We start from the raw sequence: 18464 nt of genomic DNA, 5'->3' as shown, positions 1-18464 counted from the left end.
TCTTGTGGTTCTTCTGCGGGTTTATTCAGAGGTCAGGGCTTTCGCGACGGACGGCGTGAGCGATTGCCCGATCGAGCCGAGCGGCGCGGAACGGACAGCGACGCGCTGCACCGTCTGCCCGAGTTGCTGGCCCATAGAGGAAACCAGCGCCTTCTCGACCGCCTGCAGCGCCCCGGGAACGGCTTGCGTCGCCGCCTGCGCAGCGGCGTTCGACACAGCGGCCATCGCGGGACCGGTCAGGCTCGGCGGCGCGTCCGTTGCATCGGCGGGGGCGTCCTGCGCGCCCGGTGCGTTCTTCGGCTGCGCCCAGTTGCGCTGGTCGCTCTTGACGGTGTAGCCATCCTCGAAGTAGCTCACCGCGCCGCCGCCGCGCGGCGTGTTCGCGACCGTGCCGCGCCCGTTTTCGTCGAGCTTGCCCATGCGCCACGAACCGTTCGGGAAGTCCACGCGATAGCCCGCGTTCTTCACCGGCTCGCCGTTCGGGTAGGTGTGCCAGAGCTGCATGCCGGTCTGCTCCTGCTTCGGCATGAGGGGAAGTGCGTTCTGTTTGGTCGCGGAGCCGCCGATCCGAAGCGGCCCCTTCAGCATCACATCGGACGGACTGCCAATTTCGACGCCCGTATTGGTGAGCTTGATGTACGAGCCGCCGCAATAGAGCATCAGCTCGGTCTTGGCGGTGAGCGTAATGGCGTCATTGGTGCTCGATAGGCTCACGCCTTTTAGCGCGGCGAGATTGAGCGCATCGCCTTGCGCCTGCACGTCGATGGTTCCAGCGGCGGCGACCGCTTTGATGCCTTGGGCGTTCGCGAACAACGACACGGCGTTACCCGCCGCGACCGTGAAGTTGCCGCCGATCGCCGCGTCTGCATTTCCGCCCGTCGTGGTGAACAGATGCCCGCCCGCCGACAGTTGCATGTGTTCGCCGCTGGTGAGCGCAACGCCGTGCGGTGCGGACGCGAGCAGCACGGCCTGCTGCAAGTCCTTGATCTGCGTTTCGAGCAAGGCCTGCTGCGCTTCGCAATCCGCGACGACGGCCTTCGCCTTGCTGACTGCCTGCGACAGACTCGTCATCCGCGCGTGGGCCGTTTGCAACTGCGTCATCGCCGCCGACATATCGAGCGCCTGACCGCCTGCATTGGCCTGCTTGTCGGCGCTCAGAAACAGGCCTTTGCCGCCGCGCAGCGCGCCCCATTCATCGGAGCGCAGTTCGAACCCTTCGCCTCTTTTCTGACGCTTGGAGTCGACCAGATAGCCCAAATTGAGTTGGGTCTTGCCGCCGTAGTCGGTCGAGAGCTTGACGCCTTCCTTGCCTTTGGCGTCTTCGAGGCGCAGCTTGTTGTTGCTGGGGGTGCGAATCGCCGCGCGCGTGTTCCAGCCGTCGAGCCTGTGAATCAGGTCGCTCGCTCGGCTGTGATGATGCATATGGGCGATATACGGACATCGCGGATCGCCGCCGATAAAGGCCACGGCCACTTCCGTGTTGCGTAAGGGCGGGAAGTGGAACCCCGTCTGCAACGCGCCCGCATAGGGCTTCGCGAGCCGCATCGGAACGCTCTCGCCGCCTTGGGGCCAGTCCTCGAAATCGAAGTCGAAGCGCGCCGTGTAATGACCGTTCTCGTCGGGCTGTGCGTAGTCCGCGTCATCGCGCGTCGTGATACGCGCTGAGAGCGTACCGGCGATTTTGGGCCAGTTCGCTTCGTCGAGCGCAATCCGATAAGGCCGCTCGCACGGAATCGCCTTGAACGTGTTCGAATAGCCTCTCTCCCGCGTGGCTTCGTGAACGACTTCGGTAAGTAGCAAGCCATGCGGCGCGTCGGGCAGCTTCTCGTCGAGCCGCACCACCAGCCCCGCAAAGAACTCGTGGTCCGTGCTCTTGCCTTCGAACGTGATCTGCTGAGAGAGCGCGGCCTCATGGCGCAGACGCGCCTCCCACTGCGCCTCGGTCGCATTCAGATGATGCGTGCCGTAGGTGTAACTCTCGCCGTAGGTCGTCTTGTCGTCGCGCGCGAGATTCACGTCCGCGTTGAAACGCTCCCACGCCTGAGCCGGGTTATAGTCCGCGACCCGGATCGACGCCGGAATCGACTCGCTGCGCGCTTCGAGCGCATAGACCGACTCCTGACCCGCGTCCAGTCCCGAGATTTCCCGGTAGGGAATGATGACGTCGGGCCGGTAGACGTAACCGTCCACGTCATCGGAAAACGTCACCACGTCCCCGAACTGGCTGCTGCGCGTGTAGCAGAACAGTCCCGCTTGCCGCATCACCAGATGAATGAAGTCCCAATCGGACATCTGGTACTGCATGTGAAACTTGAGCTTTGGGAACGGCTTGCGCAGCTTGAACGCGTACTGGTGCGACAGGAAGTCGTGACGCTGCTTCAGGATCGACAGGATGATGTCGGGCGCGGACATATCCTGATAGATGCGTGTGGCCTTGGTGAGCCGGAGCCGCGCGAGCGTCGATTCCACGACGACCTTGTAGGCGAAGAAATCGCGGGTCTTCCTGGTGCGCGTAAAGCCCGTGATACAGCCGTCGAAGGTGCGCGGCTCGCCCGGTTTGGCGGTCTGCCGCCAGTCGTGCGGCGGCGGCTCGATGGTGAAGCGCGCGAGCTGGCCCAGATGGTCGGCGCGCTTCAGTTCGACCTTGGCGGTCAGTTCGAGCGCAATGCAGTACGGCTCGCCGAGCTTCTCGGTCGCATGGACGTTGTGGATCGAAAGGCCGTCCGTCTCACGTGCGGAATGCACCTTCAGAAAATAGGACTGCCGACCGGTGATCCAGCGCGCGAGTGCGCTGGATCGCTTGCTTTGTGCTTCCATTGGGCTTCCGTGCGAAATCGGGGGATGGCCGGTTCAGCACCGCCGATCGCCCGAGAGTTGACACTGCCTGATGGTTGTAGAGAGACGCGGCTACATGCGCAAGGCGATCTTTCTGAAAACGATGCGCGGCTAGACGGCTGACGTCGGACCGGCAATTGGGACGAACGTAGTCAACGAAGTAGTGGTGCCGCGTGCGCGCTGACGCACTCGGGAGATCGTCGCGACCCGATCCGAGTGGCCATGCAACGCAGCATGGACGCGGGAATCTCATGCGTCGAAAAAAACGAAAGCCCCGTAAGTCTCTGAACTTACGGGGCTTCCTTTAGCCTTCTGGCGGAGGCGGTGAGATTCGAACTCACGGAAGGATCGCTCCTTCGCCGGTTTTCAAGACCGGTGCCTTAAACCGCTCGGCCACACCTCCAGCAAGGCGCGTATTGTAGCGCAAGTCTCGCGGCGCAAGCGCGCTCAGCCTTCGAGCGTGCGCGTCGCCCTGAGCGCGGGAAAAAGGCGCATCCATAGCAGCGCGACGACGATCGTTCCCACTCCGCCGATCAGCACCGCCGGCACCGCGCCGAAGAGTCCCGCCGTCATCCCCGATTCGAATTCGCCGAGCTGGTTCGACGTGCCGATGAAAAGCGAATTGATCGCGCCGACGCGCCCGCGCATTTCATCGGGCGTCTGCAACTGCACGAGCGACATGCGCACGACGACGCTGATCACATCCGACGCGCCGAGCGCCGCCAGCGCAATCAGCGACACATAGATGTTGCGCGACAGCCCGAACACGATCGTCGCGATTCCGAACGCGATCACGCCAGCGAAAAGCGCCGTTCCCGCGCGCCGCCGCAACGGAAAGTGCGCGAGCCAGATGGACCCCGCGAGCGCGCCGACCGCCGGCGCGGCGCGCAGAATGCCGAGCGCCCACGGGCCCGTGTGCAGGATGTCTCGCGCGAATACGGGCAGGAGCGCCGTCGCGCCGCCGAGCAGCACCGCGAAGAGATCGAGCGACAACGCGCCGAGAATCACGGGCTTGCTGCGTATGAAGGCAATGCCCGAAAACAGCGCCCCGAACGACAACGGCGCGCGCATGCGAACGGCGGCGTCGATGCGTATCGCCGCGACCGCGCACGCCGCGATGAAAAATGCGACCGTCACCGCGCCGTACACCGTCAGCGCGCCGAGGCCGTAGAGAAGGCCGCCCATCGCCGGGCCGAGGATTTGCGCCGTCTGGTTCGCCGATGTCGACCACGCGCTCGCGTGCTGCAACTGGCTGCGCGCGACCAGATTCGGCAGAAGCGCGGCCATCGACGGCGATTCGAACGCGCGCGCCGCGCCTGTGATGGTGGCGATCGCGTAGATCGGGCCGACGTGGTTCCAGCCGCGCCACGCGCCGAAGCACAGCATGAGCGCGGCGATGCCCTCGATCGCCTGACAGACGTAGGCGATCGTGCGCCGGTCGTAGCGATCCGCGACGTGGCCGACGACGAGCGTCAGCACGAACATCGGCACGAACTGCGCGAGTCCGACGAGACCGAGCGCGAAAGCGCTGTGCGTGATCGAATAGACCTGCCAGCCGATCGCGACCGACATCATCTGGAACGCCACGGACGACATCACGCGCGCGCTCCAGAAGAGCGCGAACGGGCGATGCCGCATCACCGGGCCGGGCGCCATCGTCGGCGCGCTCACTGGGCGGCATCCTTCAGAAAAAGCTCCTGCAAGTCGTTGAGGAAGCGCTGGCCGAGTTCCGTCGGCGTGATGCGCTCGAAGTCGCGCGTGATGAGTCCGCGTTTCTCGGCTTCGACGAGCGCCGGCTCGATGGTCGACAGCGCAAGGCCCGTGCGTTCCACGAACGCGTGAACCGGAAAGCCTTCGACGAGCCGCAGCGTGTTCAGCATGAATTCGAAGGGCAAATCGCGCGGGCCGACTTCGCGCGCTTCCTGAATCGCGCTTTCGGTGGGCGAGAGCGCGGCATCCATATAGGTCGACGGATGCTTGAAGCGCGCCTGCCGCACGATCTTCGACGGAAACGAGAGCTTGGTGTGCGCGCCCGCGCCGATGCCGAGATAGTCGCCGAAGCGCCAGTAATTGAGGTTGTGCCGGCTCTGGCGATGCGGCTTCGCATACGCCGACACTTCGTAGCGCTCGTAGCCGGCTTCGCGCGTGCGCTCGTGAATCCAGTCCTGCATGTCGGCGGCGGAATCGTCGTCGGGCAAGGCGGGCGGATATTTCGCGAAGAGCGTGTTCGGCTCCATCGTCAGGTGATAGAGCGACAGATGCGGCGGCGCGAACGCAAGCGCCGTCTCGATGTCGTGCCGGCATTCGTCGAGCGACTGCTGCGGCAGCGCGAACATGAGATCGAGATTGAAGTTGTCGAAATGCGTCGCGGCGATCTCGACGGCGCGACGCGCCTGCGATGCATCGTGAATGCGGCCGAGCGCCTTCAGGTGCGCCTCGTTGAAGCTCTGAATCCCGATCGACAGCCGGTTCACGCCGCTCGCGCGAAACTGCGCGAACTTCGCGGCCTCGAACGTGCCGGGATTCGCTTCGAGCGTGATTTCGGCATCGGCGTCGAGCGGCAGGAGCGCGCGCGCGTCCGACAGCAGCCGGTCGAGGCCCTTCGCGGACAAGAGCGATGGCGTGCCGCCGCCGATGAAGATCGTATGCACCTGACGTCCCCAGACGAGCGGCAGCGCGCTTTCGAGATCGGCGCGCAGGGCATCCAGATAACGCTCTTCGGGAAACGTGTCGTCCTTCGACTCGTGCGAGTTGAAGTCGCAGTACGGACACTTGCGCACGCACCACGGAAAATGCACGTATAGCGAAAGCGGCGGCAGCGACGTCAGCCGGATGCTTCCCGGCGACGTGAACGCCTGCACGATGTTGATCGTCTTCGGTCCGCTGCTCACGCCAGTTCCTCGAGCCGTTGCAGCAAGTCACGCAGCGCGAGCGCGCGATGGCTCACCGCGTTCTTGCGCGCGGGATCGAGTTCGGCGGCGGTCGCGCCGAGCGCCGGCAGGAAGAAGTGCGGGTCGTAGCCGAAGCCGTGCGCGCCGCGCGGCGCGTCGATGACTTCGCCGTGCCAGCGGCCTTCCGCGATGAGCGGTTCGGGATCGTTCGCGTGGCGCACGAGCACGAGCGAGCAGAAGTAATACGCGCGGCGGTCCGCTTCGTTCCCAAGCTCGGCGACGAGGCGCGCGTTGTTCGCGGCATCGCTCTTTTCGCCGTCGGCGGTCATCGCGTAACGCGCCGAATGAACGCCGGGCGCGCCGTTCAGCGCGCGCACGCAGAGGCCGGAATCGTCGGCGAGCGCGGGCAGGCCGGTCAATGCCGACGCATGCCGCGCTTTCGCCAGCGCGTTTTCGACGAAGGTCGGATGCGGCTCTTCCGCTTCCGGCACGCCGAGTTCGCCCTGCGCGATCAGTTCGATGCCCGCCGCGCCCAAGAGCGATGCGAACTCGCGCAGCTTGCCCGCGTTGTTCGACGCGAGTACGACGCGCTTTACGCGCTTGACGCCATCCGAATCAGACACCTTCGATCTCCAGCGCGGCTTTCTGCTTCGCGATCAGCGCCTTGATGCCGCTGTCGGCGAGATCGAGGAGCGCGTTCATCTCGTCGCGCGAGAACGGCGCGCCTTCGGCCGTCCCTTGCACTTCGACGAAGCCGCCCGCGCCCGTCATCACGACGTTCATATCGGTGTCGCACTGCGAGTCTTCGTCGTAGTCGAGGTCGAGCACGGGCGCGCCCTCGAAGATGCCGACGGAAATCGCGGCGACGAAATCTTTCACCGGCGATTGCGCGATGCGTCCCGCCGCGAGCAGCTTCGTCACGGCATCGTGCGCGGCGACGAACGCGCCCGTGATGCTCGCCGTGCGCGTGCCGCCGTCCGCCTGGATCACGTCGCAGTCGATATGTAGCGTGCGCGGGCCGAGCGCGTTGAGGTCGAACACGGAGCGCAGCGCGCGGCCGATGAGCCGCTGAATCTCCTGCGTGCGGCCCGTCTGCTTGCCGCGCGCGGCTTCGCGGTCGCTGCGCGTGTGCGTCGCACGCGGCAGCATGCCGTATTCCGCGGTGAGCCAGCCTTGCTCGCGGCCGCGCAGGAATTCCGGCACGCGCTCGGCGATGCTCGCCGTGCAGATCACTTTGGTATCGCCGAATTCGACGAGCACCGATCCCTCCGCGTGCTTCGTGTAATGCCGCGTGATGCGCACATCGCGCAACTGGCTTGCGCGGCGGCCGCTCGGACGGGCGATGGAAGGCGTCAGCAGGGGAGAATCGGTCATGGTGAGCGAAAAAGAAGAGGTCGGGCGCGTTCGGACATGCGAGTGCGCCGGGTGAAGCGATTTTATCGTCAATCATCGCCCGGCGTTGCCGGAGCGCAATGCACGCAATGCACGTGAAGGGCGTCGGGCGGCGGGCGCGCGCGGTAAAAATGGGATAATGCGGATTCCTCGCCCGGCGGCCACGCGTGCCATTCCCAGCGCACCTTCACTCGCGCCGGGCGTTTCGTTGAACCGGCCTTCGTTTGCCAAGGCTCACATCGCGGGACGTACCATGATCTACAGCATGACAGGCTATGCCAGCGCGACGCGCGAAGTCGTCGCGGATGGCGCGGGACCCAATGGCGCGGGCGCTTCGGGCGTCGGCGTATCGGTCGAACTGCGCACGGTGAATTCGCGTTTTCTCGATCTCAACTTCCGCATGCCTGAAGACGTGCGCGCAAGCGAGCCGCAACTGCGCGAAATGTTGATGACGAAGCTCTCGCGCGGCAAGGTCGATATCCGCATCAACCTGAACCGCGTCGAGCAGACGGCGAACGCGGGCGCGCTGAACCGCGATGCGCTCACGCAACTCGCGACGCTCGAGCGCGCGGTGCTCGATGTCTTCCCCGATGCCGAGCGCATGCGCACCGGCGAAATCCTGCGCTGGCCGGGCGTGCTCGCGGAGAGCTCGGTGTCGCCCGAAGCGCTGCGCGAAGCCGTGCTCGCGTGCGGCAAGCAGGCGATCGCCGATCTCATCGAAGTGCGCGCGCGCGAAGGCGCGGCGCTCGCGAACGTGCTCATCAACAACGTGACGGAAATGGAAGCGATCGTCGCGCGCATCACGCCGCTCGTGCCCGAACTCATCGCGAAGCATCAGCAGAAGATCGTCGAGCGCCTGCAGGACGCGCTCGGCATCGCGACCGGGGAGAACGCCGCGACGACGAGCGTGCCGCGCGACGAAATCGCCGAGCGCATCCGTCAGGAAGTGACGATGTACGGGATTCGCATCGACATCGCCGAGGAATTGCAGCGTCTCACTGCGCATCTGAACGAAACGCGTCACGTGCTGCAAAAGGGCGGCAAGGTCGGCAAGCGGCTCGACTTCATGATGCAGGAACTGAACCGCGAGGCGAACACGCTCGGCTCGAAGGCGGCGGCGAAGGAACTCGCGGATGCATCGATGACGCTCAAGCTGCTCATCGAGCAAATGCGCGAACAAGTACAGAATCTGGAGTAACGCTCGACCATGCCGAACACTACGCACCGCTCGCACAGCACGTACACGGGCATCTATCCCGGCAATCTCTTCATGGTGGTCGCGCCTTCGGGCGCGGGCAAGTCCACGCTCGTCAACGCGCTGCTCGCGCAGGACCCGGCGATCCGTCTGTCGGTGTCCTACACGACGCGCGATCCGCGGCCGATGGAAACCGATGGCGTGCAGTATCACTTCGTGTCCGTCGACGAGTTCATGGAGCGGCACGACAAGGGCGAATTTCTCGAAAGCGCGGAAGTGCACGGCAACTACTATGCGACCTCGCGCCTCTGGATCGAGGATCAGATGAAGATGGGCCACGACGTGCTGCTCGAAATCGACTGGCAGGGCGCGCAGCAGGTGAAGAAGCGCTTTCGCAACGCGGTCGAGATTTTCATCCTGCCGCCGTCGCTGGATGCGCTCGAAGACCGCCTCAAGAAGCGCGGACAGGACGCGCCCAACGTGATCGTGCGGCGGCTGCTCGCGGCCGGCAGCGAGATGGCGCATGCATCGGAAGCCGAGTACGTCGTCATCAACGAGAACTTCGATCGCGCGCTCACCGAACTGCAGTGTCTCGTGACCGCGACGCGGCTGCGCTTCACGTCGCAATACGCGCGTCACACGCAGCTTTTCGTCGAGCTGGGCATTCATCCCACGCATCCGCAATGACGCGACCGGTGACCAGGGCGTATCGGTCACATAAGGTAGAATAAAACTCATATTGAGAAGGAAACAAACATGGCCCGCATCACTGTCGAAGACTGCCTGAAACAAATTCCGAACCGCTTCGAGCTGGCGCTCGCGGCAACGTATCGCGCGCGTCAGCTCGCGCAAGGCCACACGCCGAAGATCGAAAGCCGCGACAAGCCGACCGTCGTTGCGCTGCGCGAAATCGCGGCGGGGCAGGTCGGTGTCGAAATGTTGAAGAAGGTGCCCGTCTAAGGGCGCTTTTCCGAACCTCTTCCCGTAACACCCGTTTCATTTCCTGCAACCGGCGCAACTGATGGTCAGGCGGCGCGTCAGACGAACACGGAGGCGAACATGAGTCAAACACCGTTGCCCGTCTCCGCTGCAGTGGACCCGGATCTCGACATCGATCAGGACGCGCTCCTCGATGCCGACAAGCCGCACGCGGCGCGCAAGTACATCGACGCGGTTCTCGAACAGTCGTTTCGCCATCTGTTCGGGCCGACCGCGACGCCGGAGCAGCCGCGCAAGCACGACGTCGTTTCCATCGCGAATCTGACGAACGCGCTCGCGAGCTACATCACCGCCGACGAGATCAAGGAAGTCAAGTCGGCCTTCCATTTCAGCGACGAAGCGCATCTCGGGCAGTATCGGCAAAGCGGCGAGCCGTACATCACGCATCCGGTGGCGGTCGCTGAAATTTGTGCGGGCTGGAAGCTGGACGCGCAGTCGATCATGGCGGCGCTCCTGCACGACGTGATCGAAGACCAGGGCGTCACCAAGACGGAAATCGCCGAGCGCTTCGGCGCGAAGGTCGCCGAACTGGTCGACGGCTTGTCGAAGCTCGACAAGATGGAGTTTCGCAACCGCGAGGAAGCGCAGGCGGAAAACTTCCGCAAGATGCTGCTCGCGATGGCGCGCGACGTGCGCGTCATTCTGGTCAAGCTCGCCGACCGGCTGCACAACATGCGCACGCTCGGCGCGGTGCCGCCGGAGAAACGCCGGCGCGTCGCGCGCGAAACGCTCGATATCTACGCGCCCATTGCGCATCGGCTCGGCCTGAACAACACGTATCGCGAGCTGCAGGACCTGAGCTTCGCGAACTTCAATCCGAATCGCTACGCCACGCTCGAAAAAGCGGTGAAGGCGGCGCGCGGCAACCGGCGCGAAGTGGTCGGCAAGATTCTCGAAGCGGTGCAGCGCACGATTGCGGATGCGAAGATTTCCGCCGAAGTCACCGGCCGCGAGAAGACCATCTTCAGCATCTACAAGAAGATGCGCGACAAGCAGTTGTCGTTTTCGCAAGTGCTGGATGTATATGGTTTTCGCGTGGTCGTCGAGAGCGCGCTCGAGTGCTATACGTGCATCGGCGCGCTGCACGCGCTCTACAAGCCCGTGCCGGGGAAGTTCAAGGATTACATCGCGATTCCGAAGGTGAACGGCTATCAGTCGTTGCACACCACGCTCGTCGGGCCGTTCGGCGCGCCCATCGAGTTTCAGATTCGCACGCGCAAGATGCACGAGATCGCGGAAGCGGGCGTCGCGGCGCACTGGCTGTACAAGAACGGCGGCGCCGACCTGAACGACGTGCAAAAGCGCGCGCATCAGTGGCTCAAGTCGCTGCTCGACATCCAGAGCGAAGCGGGCGATTCCAGCGAATTCCTCGAACACGTCAAGATCGATCTCTTCCCGGACGCGGTCTACGTCTTCACGCCGAAGTCGAAGATCATGCCGCTGCCGCGCGGCGCGACCGCGCTCGACTTCGCGTATTCGATTCACAGCGATCTCGGCAATCAATGTGTCGCGGTGAAGATCAACAACGAGCTTCTGCCGCTGCGCACGGAGCTCAAGAGCGGCGATATCGTCGAAGTCATCACCGCGCCGTATTCGAAGCCGAATCCCGCGTGGCTCGGCTTCGTGCGCACCGGCAAGGCGCGCTCGGCCATCCGTCATTATTTGAAGACGATGCGCCTGAACGAATCCGTGCAGCTCGGTGAGCGGCTCGTCGATCAGAGCCTGAAGGGCTACGGCCTCGCGCTTTCGGACGTTACGCCCGAGGTCTGGGAAAAGCTCGTGCTCTGGACCGGCAACAAGACGCGGCAGGAAATCTTCGCGGATATCGGCCTCGGCCGGCGCGTGGCGGCGGTCATGGCCAAGCGCATCGAAGTGTTGATGAACGGCCGCGACGACGACGAACACTCGCCGCGCGAGCACACCAGCACGAACACGGCGCCGCCAGTCGTGATTACGGGTACGGAAGGCATGTCGGTGCAGCTTTCGGCGTGCTGCCGCCCGATTCCCGGCGACGACATCATGGGCTATATCGGCATCGGCCTCGGCATGGCGATCCACACGACCGAATGCCGCGTCGCGCAGCGCATCCACCGGCGCGATCCCGGGCGCTGGATCGACGTGGCGTGGGCGCCGCAGCCGGGACGTCTCTTCGACGTCGCGGTGAAGGTGCTCGTGAAGAACACGAAGGGCGTGTTCGCGCGCGTCGCGGCGGACATCACGTCGGCGGACGCGAATATCGTCCATATCGCGATGGACGAGGACGTCTCGCAGGAAGCCAAGATGCTGCGCTTCGTCATTCAGGTCAGCGACCGCGTGCATCTCGCCAACGTGATGCGCCGCGTGCGCACGAATCTGGACGTGATGCGCATTGCGCGGGAGCGTCCGAGCGACGAGCCGCATCATCGTAATCAGGATGGCGGCATGCGCATCGACCGCGAACGCGCCGACTACTGATCCGGCGCGGGAACGCGGCGTGCATGCGTGTCGTCAGTCGAACGAAAGCATGGAGAGCGCCGCAATGAACACATCCGACCTCGAAGGCCCCACGCTCGATTACTGGGTGGCGCGCGGCCTTCACGACTTCATCAGGGAAATCCACTTCACCGACAGCGGCGAGACGCTTTCCATTCGCGGCAACGACCGAGGGAAAGCGTGGGACGGGCGCTTCCTGCCGTCGACGTCGTGGGAGGCGGCCTCTGTCGTGCTGGAGCGCGCCTGCCGGCTCGAAATGAGCGATGTGGGCCGCGGCGAAGTGGAGTGCACCGCGACCTTCGGCAAGGATGGCGAACCGGTGGAAGGGCGCGGTCCGTCGCTGCGCATTGCGCTGTTGCGGGCCTTCGTGCAGCACGCATTCGGCGATACCGTCGACGATATCGTTCTCCGGCATCCGCAGACCTTGCTCGGCACGCGTGCGGAAGCGATTGGCGAACAGACGGCGTTTGCGTCGGCGGAAGACGTGCCGGCGCCCAACGCGCGCATCGGCGATATCAAGTCGCCGCCACGTCCGTGACGCGAAAGCGTCGCCGGAAACAAAAAGGGCCTTCCGGATGGAAGGCCCTTCGAAAAGGTGGCGCGGCTGGCAGGATTCGAACCCACGACCCCTTGGTTCGTAGCCAAGTACTCTATCCAACTGAGCTACAGCCGCACGCAAAACGGTACTGCTTCATGTGACTTCGGCGCGCTTGTGGTTAAGCGCATGATGTTCTCATTTGAGAACACCGGAAAAGGTGGTGCGGCTGGCAGGATTCGAACCCACGACCCCTTGGTTCGTAGCCAAGTACTCTATCCAACTGAGCTACAGCCGCACGCAGAAGCGGAATTATAGCCAAGCTCGTTTGAAAAAGGAAGGGGCGTTCACTGAAATATCGCTGCCTGGTTGAGGCGGCGTGGTAACTTTGCGGCAGCAATCTTCTCTCGCGCCTGGCGCGAATACAGGAATCGAGCTTCACCATGAACAAGGCATTTGTCAAAGAATCGGACGAGAGCGACGACGACCTCGAACTGGCCCAGCCGGACGTGCCGGCCGGCGCGAAGAACTACATCACGCCTGCGGGCCATCAGCGCTTGCGTGACGAACTGTTGCAACTGCTCGACACGGAGCGCCCAGAAGTGGTCAAGCTCGTGTCGTGGGCGGCGTCGAACGGAGACCGCTCGGAGAACGGCGACTACATCTATGGCAAGCGCCGGCTGCGCGAGATCGACCGGCGCATACGGTTCCTCACGAAGCGCCTCGACCTCGCGGAAGTCGTGGATGCGCGCAAGCAGGAGAACGTCGATCAGGTCTTCTTCGGCGCGACGGTCGATTACGCGGGCGACGACGGCATCGTGCATACGGTGACGATCGTCGGCATCGATGAAGTGGATCTCGATCGCGGGCACGTCAGCTGGATTTCTCCGGTAGCGCGTGCGCTCCTGAAGGCGAGAGTCGGCGATACGGTGCCGCTGCATACGCCTGCCGGCGTGCAGCACATCGACATCCTGGACGTGCGCTATCCGCGTTGATGGATGCGTTTCCAGGCGTAGAAATGAAAAAAGCCGCTCCGAAGAGCGGCTTTTGCACAACTGAATCGCGGTTGCGGCTTAGAAGCGGTGACGAACGCCAACCGTTGCCGAGACCTGATTCGACGTCGACGAAACGCCCACGCCGTTGATCGTCGCGCCCAGATTCGTGCCGTCCGTGCCGGTCACGTGCTGGTACTCGCCCTGCAGGTACACGTCGGTACGCTTCGACAGCGCGTATGCCGTTTGCAGGTCGACCTGGTGCCACTTCGGCGCCACGCCGTCGATACGGCTGTTCGTGTACGTGTAGTTCGCTGCGAGCGACAGAGCCGGCGTCAGGTTGTAACGGCCGTTGACTTCGTAGTTCGTGAAGCGAACGTGGCCGTTGCTGAGGGGAGCTGCCGCGCCGCTCTGCGTGCCAGCCGGCGTGATGAACGTCGCGTCGTCGAGCATCGTCTGCGTGAACACGAAGCCAACCGTCGCCGGGCCGAATGCGTAGCTGATGCCGCCGCCGAAGATGCGCTGACGGCCGGCCGCGAACGGAGCGTCGCCGGCGACTGCGCCGTTCGTGTTCAGCGCCGCGCCTGCCGGCGTCGTCTGCGTGTTGTTCAGTTGCAGGTAAGCGCCCGCGATGTTCAACGGACCGTAGTTATACGATGCGCCGACGCTGTATTCGCGGTTGTTCGAGAAGCCGCCCGCTGCGTTCGAGAAGCCGTACTGCGCGCCGAGCTTGAAGCCGGCGTAGTTCGCGCTCGTGTACTTGACCGAGTTGTTGACGCGGAACGTGTTGTCGAGGTTGTCGTTGTCGAACGGGTGAGCGAACTGCGTGCCGCCGTATTGCGTGCCCGTCAGAGCCAGAGGCCCGAGGAAGTCGACCACGGAGTCATATTGACGGCCGAGGGTCACTGCGCCGAACTGGTTGCTCGACAGACCGACGAAAGCCTGACGGCCGAACTCGCGACCACCTTGACCCAGCGTGCCGTTCGCGATGCTGAAGCCGTTTTCCAACGTGAAGATTGCCTTCAGGCCGCCGCCGAGGTCCTCAGCGCCGCGCAAGCCCCAACGGCTGCCGTTCACCGAGCCGCTCGTCTCTTTCCAGTTGCTGTGGCCACCCTGGTTGTTCGTGTAGGTGATGCCCGCATCGATCAGGCCGTACAGCGTGACGCTGCTTTGCGCATGGGCGGCGGTAGCGAAAACGCCCGTGAGGGCGGCGACCATGAGAGTCTTTTTCATCTTTGTAACTCCGAGAGCAGATTGGGCCTAAGGAACCCAGGCTTTGAGGAAACCCCGCTGCGACGCGCTGCGAGAGGGCGCGTTCGAGGAGCAATGTGTCCGTGACACCGCGACACATTTGTTTCCGGACCAGACGAAGTGTAAAGACGGCGTTACAGATGGGACGTTCCACTTTACGCAATAAATCATTCTCCGATCAGCAATGATTGAATGCGCGCTGTTTTTTCTTTATATACAAAGGTTTATGGGCGAATAAAGACGTAAGCAGCGCAGTGTCAACAGAACTGCGTTGCGCTCGTGCGACACGATAGAAGCGCGTATGGAATCGGCGAATGCCCAAAGCGTCGATTGTTGAGATTTGTGAAAAAGAAGTTTGCGCGTTCTAATGGTAATTATTGCGGACGCGAGTGGCTATACTGCCATTTCTGCTTTCCGAAGCAGACTTTTTCGTTGACGGAAAAGATCTCCAAACTTTGTCAGCGCGACTTCCCGGTCGCGCTTTTTTTTCGCCTTGAGCACGGGGCGAGAGCCGCTGCTGGCGGGGCGCGCGCTGATGGCGGGCCGGCGTGCCCGGACGCGAGATGCGACTCGTTCGACGATTTCCGCCATAAAGAATGGATTTTGCTGATTGTGAACGGTGAGATTAAGTCCTTATTAGTCCGCGACGACATCTTTAAAGGTTCGCGCGGGCAATCGTTCAATGCGCATGAAATATTCGTGGAGGGACTCTCTGTGTCCGGCTATTAAGTTCTTATGTGCGCCGATTATTTCGGTGCAATTGGTCAAGTCAAGTTGATACGCGTCGTTTGAACGCATTCCGGAATTATCGGCGATAATAGCGATGTACTTTGAGATATATAAGATCCAGTTCGCGCTTTCGAAAGCCGCCGTCAAAATCAATAACATTGCTAACGCGGATTCGGGAACAGCGTTTCCCGCTCCCCCGCCTGCAGGCGGCGCGCCACGGGCCAGCGCGCGCGGGCGCGTCGCTGGTCAGCCGCGCGGGCCCTCGGTCTCAAGCCTCGGCTCTGCGTCGCGGCCTTAGCACGACAAAAATCCCCGTAAAGAGCAAATAAAGGTCGGGGTTTTCCCAGATTGCGTGCACACCGCATTTATATCGATGCGAAACAGGCGCATCCCGCACGACTTAAATCCGCATAAATCGATTGAGAATCCGTGAAACCACCGATACCGCGAGCGCAAACATTCACGGCGAACAATCGCACGTCGCGCTCACCGGCAAAACCCGCCTGCGTTAGAATGGGCAATCCCGAATCGCCGTCGGACGACAATCGAATCCGCCGCAATCCCCGCCTTTTGAAGATGCACGCCGACCTTCCTGCTCAACTCGCACTGCCTCCCGCGCCGCTCGTTTTCGTCGATCTCGAAACTACCGGAGGCACGTTCGGCGTCGATCGCATCACCGAAATCGGGATCGTCGAGGCGGGGCCGCAGGGCGTCTCGCAGTGGACGTCGCTCGTCAATCCGCAGAAGCCGATTCCCGCGTTCGTCCAGCAACTGACCGGCATCGACGACGCCATGGTGCGCAACGCGCCCACTTTCGAGGAACTCGCGGCCGATCTGCTCGACCGGATGAACGGGCGGCTCTTCGTCGCGCATAACGCGCACTTCGACCACGGTTTCCTGAAGGGCGAATTCAAGCGCATCGGCATGCGCTTCGTACCCGACGTGCTCTGCACGGTCCAGCTCTCGCGCGCGGTCTATCCGGCCGAGACGCGCCACGGCCTCGATGCGCTCGTGGAACGGCACGCGCTCGTGCCGTCCGCGCGGCATCGCGCGCTCGCGGACGCCGATCTACTGTGGCAATTCTGGCAGCACCTGCATCGCGCGCACGCGCCGGAACTAGTCCGCGCGCACGTGGAGCGGGTGATGCGCCGGTTTCAGCTTGCGGCTCATATCGACGAGGAGACGATCGAGCGTATTCCGGCCGGCTGCGGCGTCTACGTGTTTTACGGCGACGACGACGCACCGCTCTACGTCGGCCGCAGCGTGCGATTGCGTCAGCGCGTTCGCTCGCATCTGACCGGGCCGCGGCGTTCCGCGAAGGATTTGCGCCTCGCCGCGCTCGTGAGGCGCGTCGAATGGAGGGCGACGGGCGGCGAGATCGGCGCGCTGCTTGCCGAAGCGCAACTGACCGCGGCAGTGCGGCCCGCGCTCAACCGCGCGCCGAAGTCGCGCCCCGGCGATGCGCGCGGCGCTCCGTGGCTGCATGCGGGCGCCATCGCGATCGAGGAACGCGACGCCGCAACCGGCGAGCGCGCGTTTCACGTCATCGACAGGTGGCAGTATCTCGGCACCGTCGCCGCGTTGTCCGATGCGCTCGCGCTCCCGGCGAGCGCGAATCCGGCGTCGTTCGATCTCGCCACGTACCGTATTCTGGCCGAGCGTCTCGCGCGCGGGCTCGCGTTCACGCCCCTGACGCTCGACGCGCCGGCGCACGCGGCCTTCTGAATCAGCCGATAGCGCCGACGCCGCCGCTCGCGCACACATGCGACAGCGCACGCGTGAGCGGCGCGTTCATCGACGAGTCGTAGCGGGTGACGTGTTTCCATCGCGCGAGACTGTCCGCGAGGCGCAGCGGGCAATCGTCGGCATGCCGGATCGGTTCCACTTGCGCGAGCGCGCTCAGGAGCGAGCGCGTAAGTCGGTCGAGTTTCGGGCGCGTGTCGTTCGCGAGGTCCGGCGGCGTGCCTTCCGGCGCGGCCCTGAGCGCGCGCCAGTTCGCGAAAAGTGCGTTCTGCACGTCCTTGCTCGCGTCGATCTGACCTTGGAAGAACTGTTGCGCGAACTCGGGATCGACCTGCGTCGCGCGCGCCCGCTCGCGAACCTGTCCGAGCAGCGCGTTTTCGCGGGGCGCGTCGGTGATCGGCTCATGGCGAGCCCATTTCCAGCGCGCGACGGGCTCGGCGAGCGCAAGCCGTTGCGAGACCAGCGCGATCAGATTGGTGAAGGCGGTGTCGTCGCCGTCGGCGTGGGCGGGCGTTGTCAGTGCGATGAGCAGCGCTGATGCGGCGGCCAATGCGCGCAACGCGCGGCCCGATCGTTGCTGAATGGTCGATGAAGGATGCATCGTCGAGGCGTTCCGAGGCAAAGCGGCAGCATAGCGCACGCTTGCCGGCGATCGAAGGGAACGAAGCGCAGAAGAAGAGCGGAGGCGAGCCGGGCGATGACCCGGCTGCGTTCCAGGTTCAGGACGAGCGCGCGCGCTGCATCGTGGCGTGTGCCAGATGCGGACTGTGGAGTCCGTGCGCGCGGCGCGCAGCGGGCGTCGTTGTCACGACGGCGGCGGAGTGAGTCAGCGGAGTCAGCGCGTGCGCGATCAGCTCATCGAACCGGACCTGCGCTGTTCGTCGAAGAACGCGCGCACATGCTCGGGCAGCTCGGTTGCGAGGAACTCGACCGCCACCGGTTCCGGGTCCGGACAATGCACTTTGTCGGGCGTCGGGATCTTCGTCGGTTTAGCGTCCATGATTTTCTCCTCGGGTGACATCGACATTTGTCATGCTGGCCAATGCGCGCTGCGTGGTTTGCGCCGTTGCACTGCATCGACCGTAACGTTCATTCCTGTGCTTTATGCGTTATCGGATCGGCTGTGCGTCTGCTTGAGCCAAAATGCGCGCGGATACGCAGCGTGCATGATCGTTCGTACTGACGTCGGTAAATTGCGGTTCGAAGTTCTGCGCCTTTACCTTAGTTTTAGCAAAAACTGCGCGCCGCAGCCAGTTCGCTGACGGCCCAGAAGCCGCGTGGCGCCTGGCTGCGAGGCTGCGCGCATCGCAGAATCAACCTTTCCTCTATAGGTATAACGATACCGGGAAACCTTCGTTGACGCTTCCTGCTGCGAAGCAAAAAAGCGTTTGTCGGGTACGAAACCGCACACAACAGGGCAATTCACGAAG

16 protein-coding genes and 3 tRNA genes are annotated in these 18464 nt (G+C 63.6%); 8 read left to right on the top strand and 11 right to left on the bottom strand.

All coding sequences use genetic code 11. The annotated features are described in order from the left end of the window. Positions 1-21: 21 nt before the first annotated feature. The 6 genes from LDZ27_RS10515 to rph form a co-directional block, all read right to left on the bottom strand. Positions 22-2817, bottom strand: coding sequence for a type VI secretion system Vgr family protein (locus tag LDZ27_RS10515; RefSeq protein ID WP_244814029.1), 2796 nt, complete (start codon positions 2815-2817; stop codon positions 22-24). A gap of 331 nt (positions 2818-3148) precedes the next feature. Next, a tRNA-Ser gene (locus tag LDZ27_RS10510) sits at positions 3149-3238 on the bottom strand. A gap of 44 nt (positions 3239-3282) precedes the next feature. Further along, positions 3283-4491: an MFS transporter gene (locus tag LDZ27_RS10505; RefSeq protein ID WP_244816118.1), complete on the bottom strand. Its 1209-nt coding sequence runs from the start codon at positions 4489-4491 to the stop codon at positions 3283-3285. 11 nt (positions 4492-4502) lie between these two features. Then, entirely contained in the window at positions 4503-5726 is a 1224-nt protein-coding gene (gene hemW / locus LDZ27_RS10500) for a radical SAM family heme chaperone HemW (RefSeq protein WP_244814028.1), read from the bottom strand. After that, positions 5723-6349: an RdgB/HAM1 family non-canonical purine NTP pyrophosphatase gene (gene rdgB / locus LDZ27_RS10495; protein WP_244814027.1), complete on the bottom strand. Its 627-nt coding sequence runs from the start codon at positions 6347-6349 to the stop codon at positions 5723-5725. Before rdgB ends, hemW begins: the two co-directional genes overlap by 4 nt. Beyond that, positions 6342-7082, bottom strand: a complete 741-nt coding sequence (gene rph, locus LDZ27_RS10490; RefSeq protein WP_244816117.1) for a ribonuclease PH — start codon at positions 7080-7082, stop codon at positions 6342-6344. Before rph ends, rdgB begins: the two co-directional genes overlap by 8 nt. A 289-nt stretch (positions 7083-7371) precedes the next feature. On the opposite strand from rph, the gene LDZ27_RS10485 reads away from it, so the two are divergent. The 5 genes from LDZ27_RS10485 to LDZ27_RS10465 all read left to right on the top strand — a co-directional run bounded on the left by LDZ27_RS10485 (position 7372) and on the right by LDZ27_RS10465 (position 12322). Continuing rightward, positions 7372-8316, top strand: coding sequence for a YicC/YloC family endoribonuclease (locus tag LDZ27_RS10485; protein ID WP_244814026.1), 945 nt, complete (start codon positions 7372-7374; stop codon positions 8314-8316). 9 nt (positions 8317-8325) lie between these two features. Further along, positions 8326-9000 carry a guanylate kinase gene (gmk, locus tag LDZ27_RS10480; protein WP_244814025.1) on the top strand — a complete coding sequence of 225 codons (675 nt, stop codon included), beginning with the start codon at positions 8326-8328 and terminating at the stop codon, positions 8998-9000. 69 nt (positions 9001-9069) lie between these two features. Continuing rightward, positions 9070-9273 (top strand): DNA-directed RNA polymerase subunit omega, encoded by a 204-nt coding sequence (rpoZ, locus tag LDZ27_RS10475; RefSeq protein ID WP_006025620.1) that lies wholly within the window; start codon positions 9070-9072, stop codon positions 9271-9273. Positions 9274-9372: 99 nt separating this feature from the next. Beyond that, positions 9373-11766 (top strand): bifunctional (p)ppGpp synthetase/guanosine-3',5'-bis(diphosphate) 3'-pyrophosphohydrolase, encoded by a 2394-nt coding sequence (locus tag LDZ27_RS10470; RefSeq protein WP_244814024.1) that lies wholly within the window; start codon positions 9373-9375, stop codon positions 11764-11766. A gap of 64 nt (positions 11767-11830) precedes the next feature. Next, positions 11831-12322, top strand: a complete 492-nt coding sequence (locus tag LDZ27_RS10465; RefSeq protein ID WP_244814023.1) for a phage protein NinX family protein — start codon at positions 11831-11833, stop codon at positions 12320-12322. A gap of 58 nt (positions 12323-12380) precedes the next feature. Here the strand turns inward: LDZ27_RS10465 and LDZ27_RS10460 are convergent. Then, positions 12381-12457 (bottom strand) — tRNA-Arg (locus LDZ27_RS10460). 83 nt (positions 12458-12540) lie between these two features. Continuing rightward, a tRNA-Arg gene (locus LDZ27_RS10455) sits at positions 12541-12617 on the bottom strand. Between the two features lie 145 nt (positions 12618-12762). Here LDZ27_RS10455 and greB point away from each other — a divergent pair. Next, positions 12763-13314, top strand: a complete 552-nt coding sequence (greB, locus tag LDZ27_RS10450; RefSeq protein WP_244814022.1) for a transcription elongation factor GreB — start codon at positions 12763-12765, stop codon at positions 13312-13314. Positions 13315-13392: 78 nt separating this feature from the next. On the opposite strand, the gene LDZ27_RS10445 is transcribed toward greB, so the two are convergent. Further along, entirely contained in the window at positions 13393-14544 is a 1152-nt protein-coding gene (locus LDZ27_RS10445) for a porin (RefSeq protein WP_244814021.1), read from the bottom strand. A 450-nt stretch (positions 14545-14994) separates the two neighbouring features. Here LDZ27_RS10445 and LDZ27_RS10440 point away from each other — a divergent pair, with 450 nt between their 5' ends. Beyond that, on the top strand, positions 14995-15291 hold the full coding sequence (locus LDZ27_RS10440; protein ID WP_244814020.1) for a hypothetical protein: 297 nt from the start codon (positions 14995-14997) through the stop codon (positions 15289-15291). A gap of 576 nt (positions 15292-15867) precedes the next feature. Next, a complete protein-coding gene (locus tag LDZ27_RS10435) occupies positions 15868-17016 on the top strand; it encodes an exonuclease domain-containing protein (protein ID WP_244816116.1) in 1149 nt (382 codons plus the stop codon). Position 17017: 1 nt separating this feature from the next. On the opposite strand, the gene LDZ27_RS10430 is transcribed toward LDZ27_RS10435, so the two are convergent. Together LDZ27_RS10430 and LDZ27_RS10425 are read right to left on the bottom strand one after the other, a co-directional pair. Further along, complete coding sequence (locus LDZ27_RS10430; RefSeq protein WP_244814019.1) at positions 17018-17635, bottom strand: chorismate mutase; 618 nt, start codon at positions 17633-17635, stop codon at positions 17018-17020. Positions 17636-17884: 249 nt separating this feature from the next. Continuing rightward, on the bottom strand, positions 17885-18034 hold the full coding sequence (locus tag LDZ27_RS10425; RefSeq protein WP_244814018.1) for a hypothetical protein: 150 nt from the start codon (positions 18032-18034) through the stop codon (positions 17885-17887). Positions 18035-18464: the final 430 nt, after the last annotated feature.

The organism is Caballeronia sp. Lep1P3, assembly GCF_022879595.1.
Taxonomy (GTDB): Bacteria; Pseudomonadota; Gammaproteobacteria; order Burkholderiales; family Burkholderiaceae; genus Caballeronia.
This window is presented reverse-complemented; position numbering and strand designations above follow the sequence as displayed.

Excerpts from the sequence above, each read along its gene's own strand:
- LDZ27_RS10470 (WP_244814024.1), top strand. The coding sequence starts at position 9,373 with ATGAGTCAAACACCGTTGCCCGTCTCCGCTGCAGTGGACCCGGATCTC.
- LDZ27_RS10485 (WP_244814026.1), top strand. The coding sequence starts at position 7,372 with ATGATCTACAGCATGACAGGCTATGCCAGCGCGACGCGCGAAGTCGTC.
- LDZ27_RS10425 (WP_244814018.1), bottom strand. The coding sequence starts at position 18,034 with ATGGACGCTAAACCGACGAAGATCCCGACGCCCGACAAAGTGCATTGT.
- LDZ27_RS10445 (WP_244814021.1), bottom strand. The coding sequence starts at position 14,544 with ATGAAAAAGACTCTCATGGTCGCCGCCCTCACGGGCGTTTTCGCTACC.
- greB (WP_244814022.1), top strand. The coding sequence starts at position 12,763 with ATGAACAAGGCATTTGTCAAAGAATCGGACGAGAGCGACGACGACCTC.
- LDZ27_RS10465 (WP_244814023.1), top strand. The coding sequence starts at position 11,831 with ATGAACACATCCGACCTCGAAGGCCCCACGCTCGATTACTGGGTGGCG.
- LDZ27_RS10505 (WP_244816118.1), bottom strand. The coding sequence starts at position 4,491 with ATGGCGCCCGGCCCGGTGATGCGGCATCGCCCGTTCGCGCTCTTCTGG.
- gmk (WP_244814025.1), top strand. The coding sequence starts at position 8,326 with ATGCCGAACACTACGCACCGCTCGCACAGCACGTACACGGGCATCTAT.
- LDZ27_RS10515 (WP_244814029.1), bottom strand. The coding sequence starts at position 2,817 with ATGGAAGCACAAAGCAAGCGATCCAGCGCACTCGCGCGCTGGATCACC.
- rpoZ (WP_006025620.1), top strand. The coding sequence starts at position 9,070 with ATGGCCCGCATCACTGTCGAAGACTGCCTGAAACAAATTCCGAACCGC.
- LDZ27_RS10430 (WP_244814019.1), bottom strand. The coding sequence starts at position 17,635 with ATGCATCCTTCATCGACCATTCAGCAACGATCGGGCCGCGCGTTGCGC.
- LDZ27_RS10435 (WP_244816116.1), top strand. The coding sequence starts at position 15,868 with ATGCACGCCGACCTTCCTGCTCAACTCGCACTGCCTCCCGCGCCGCTC.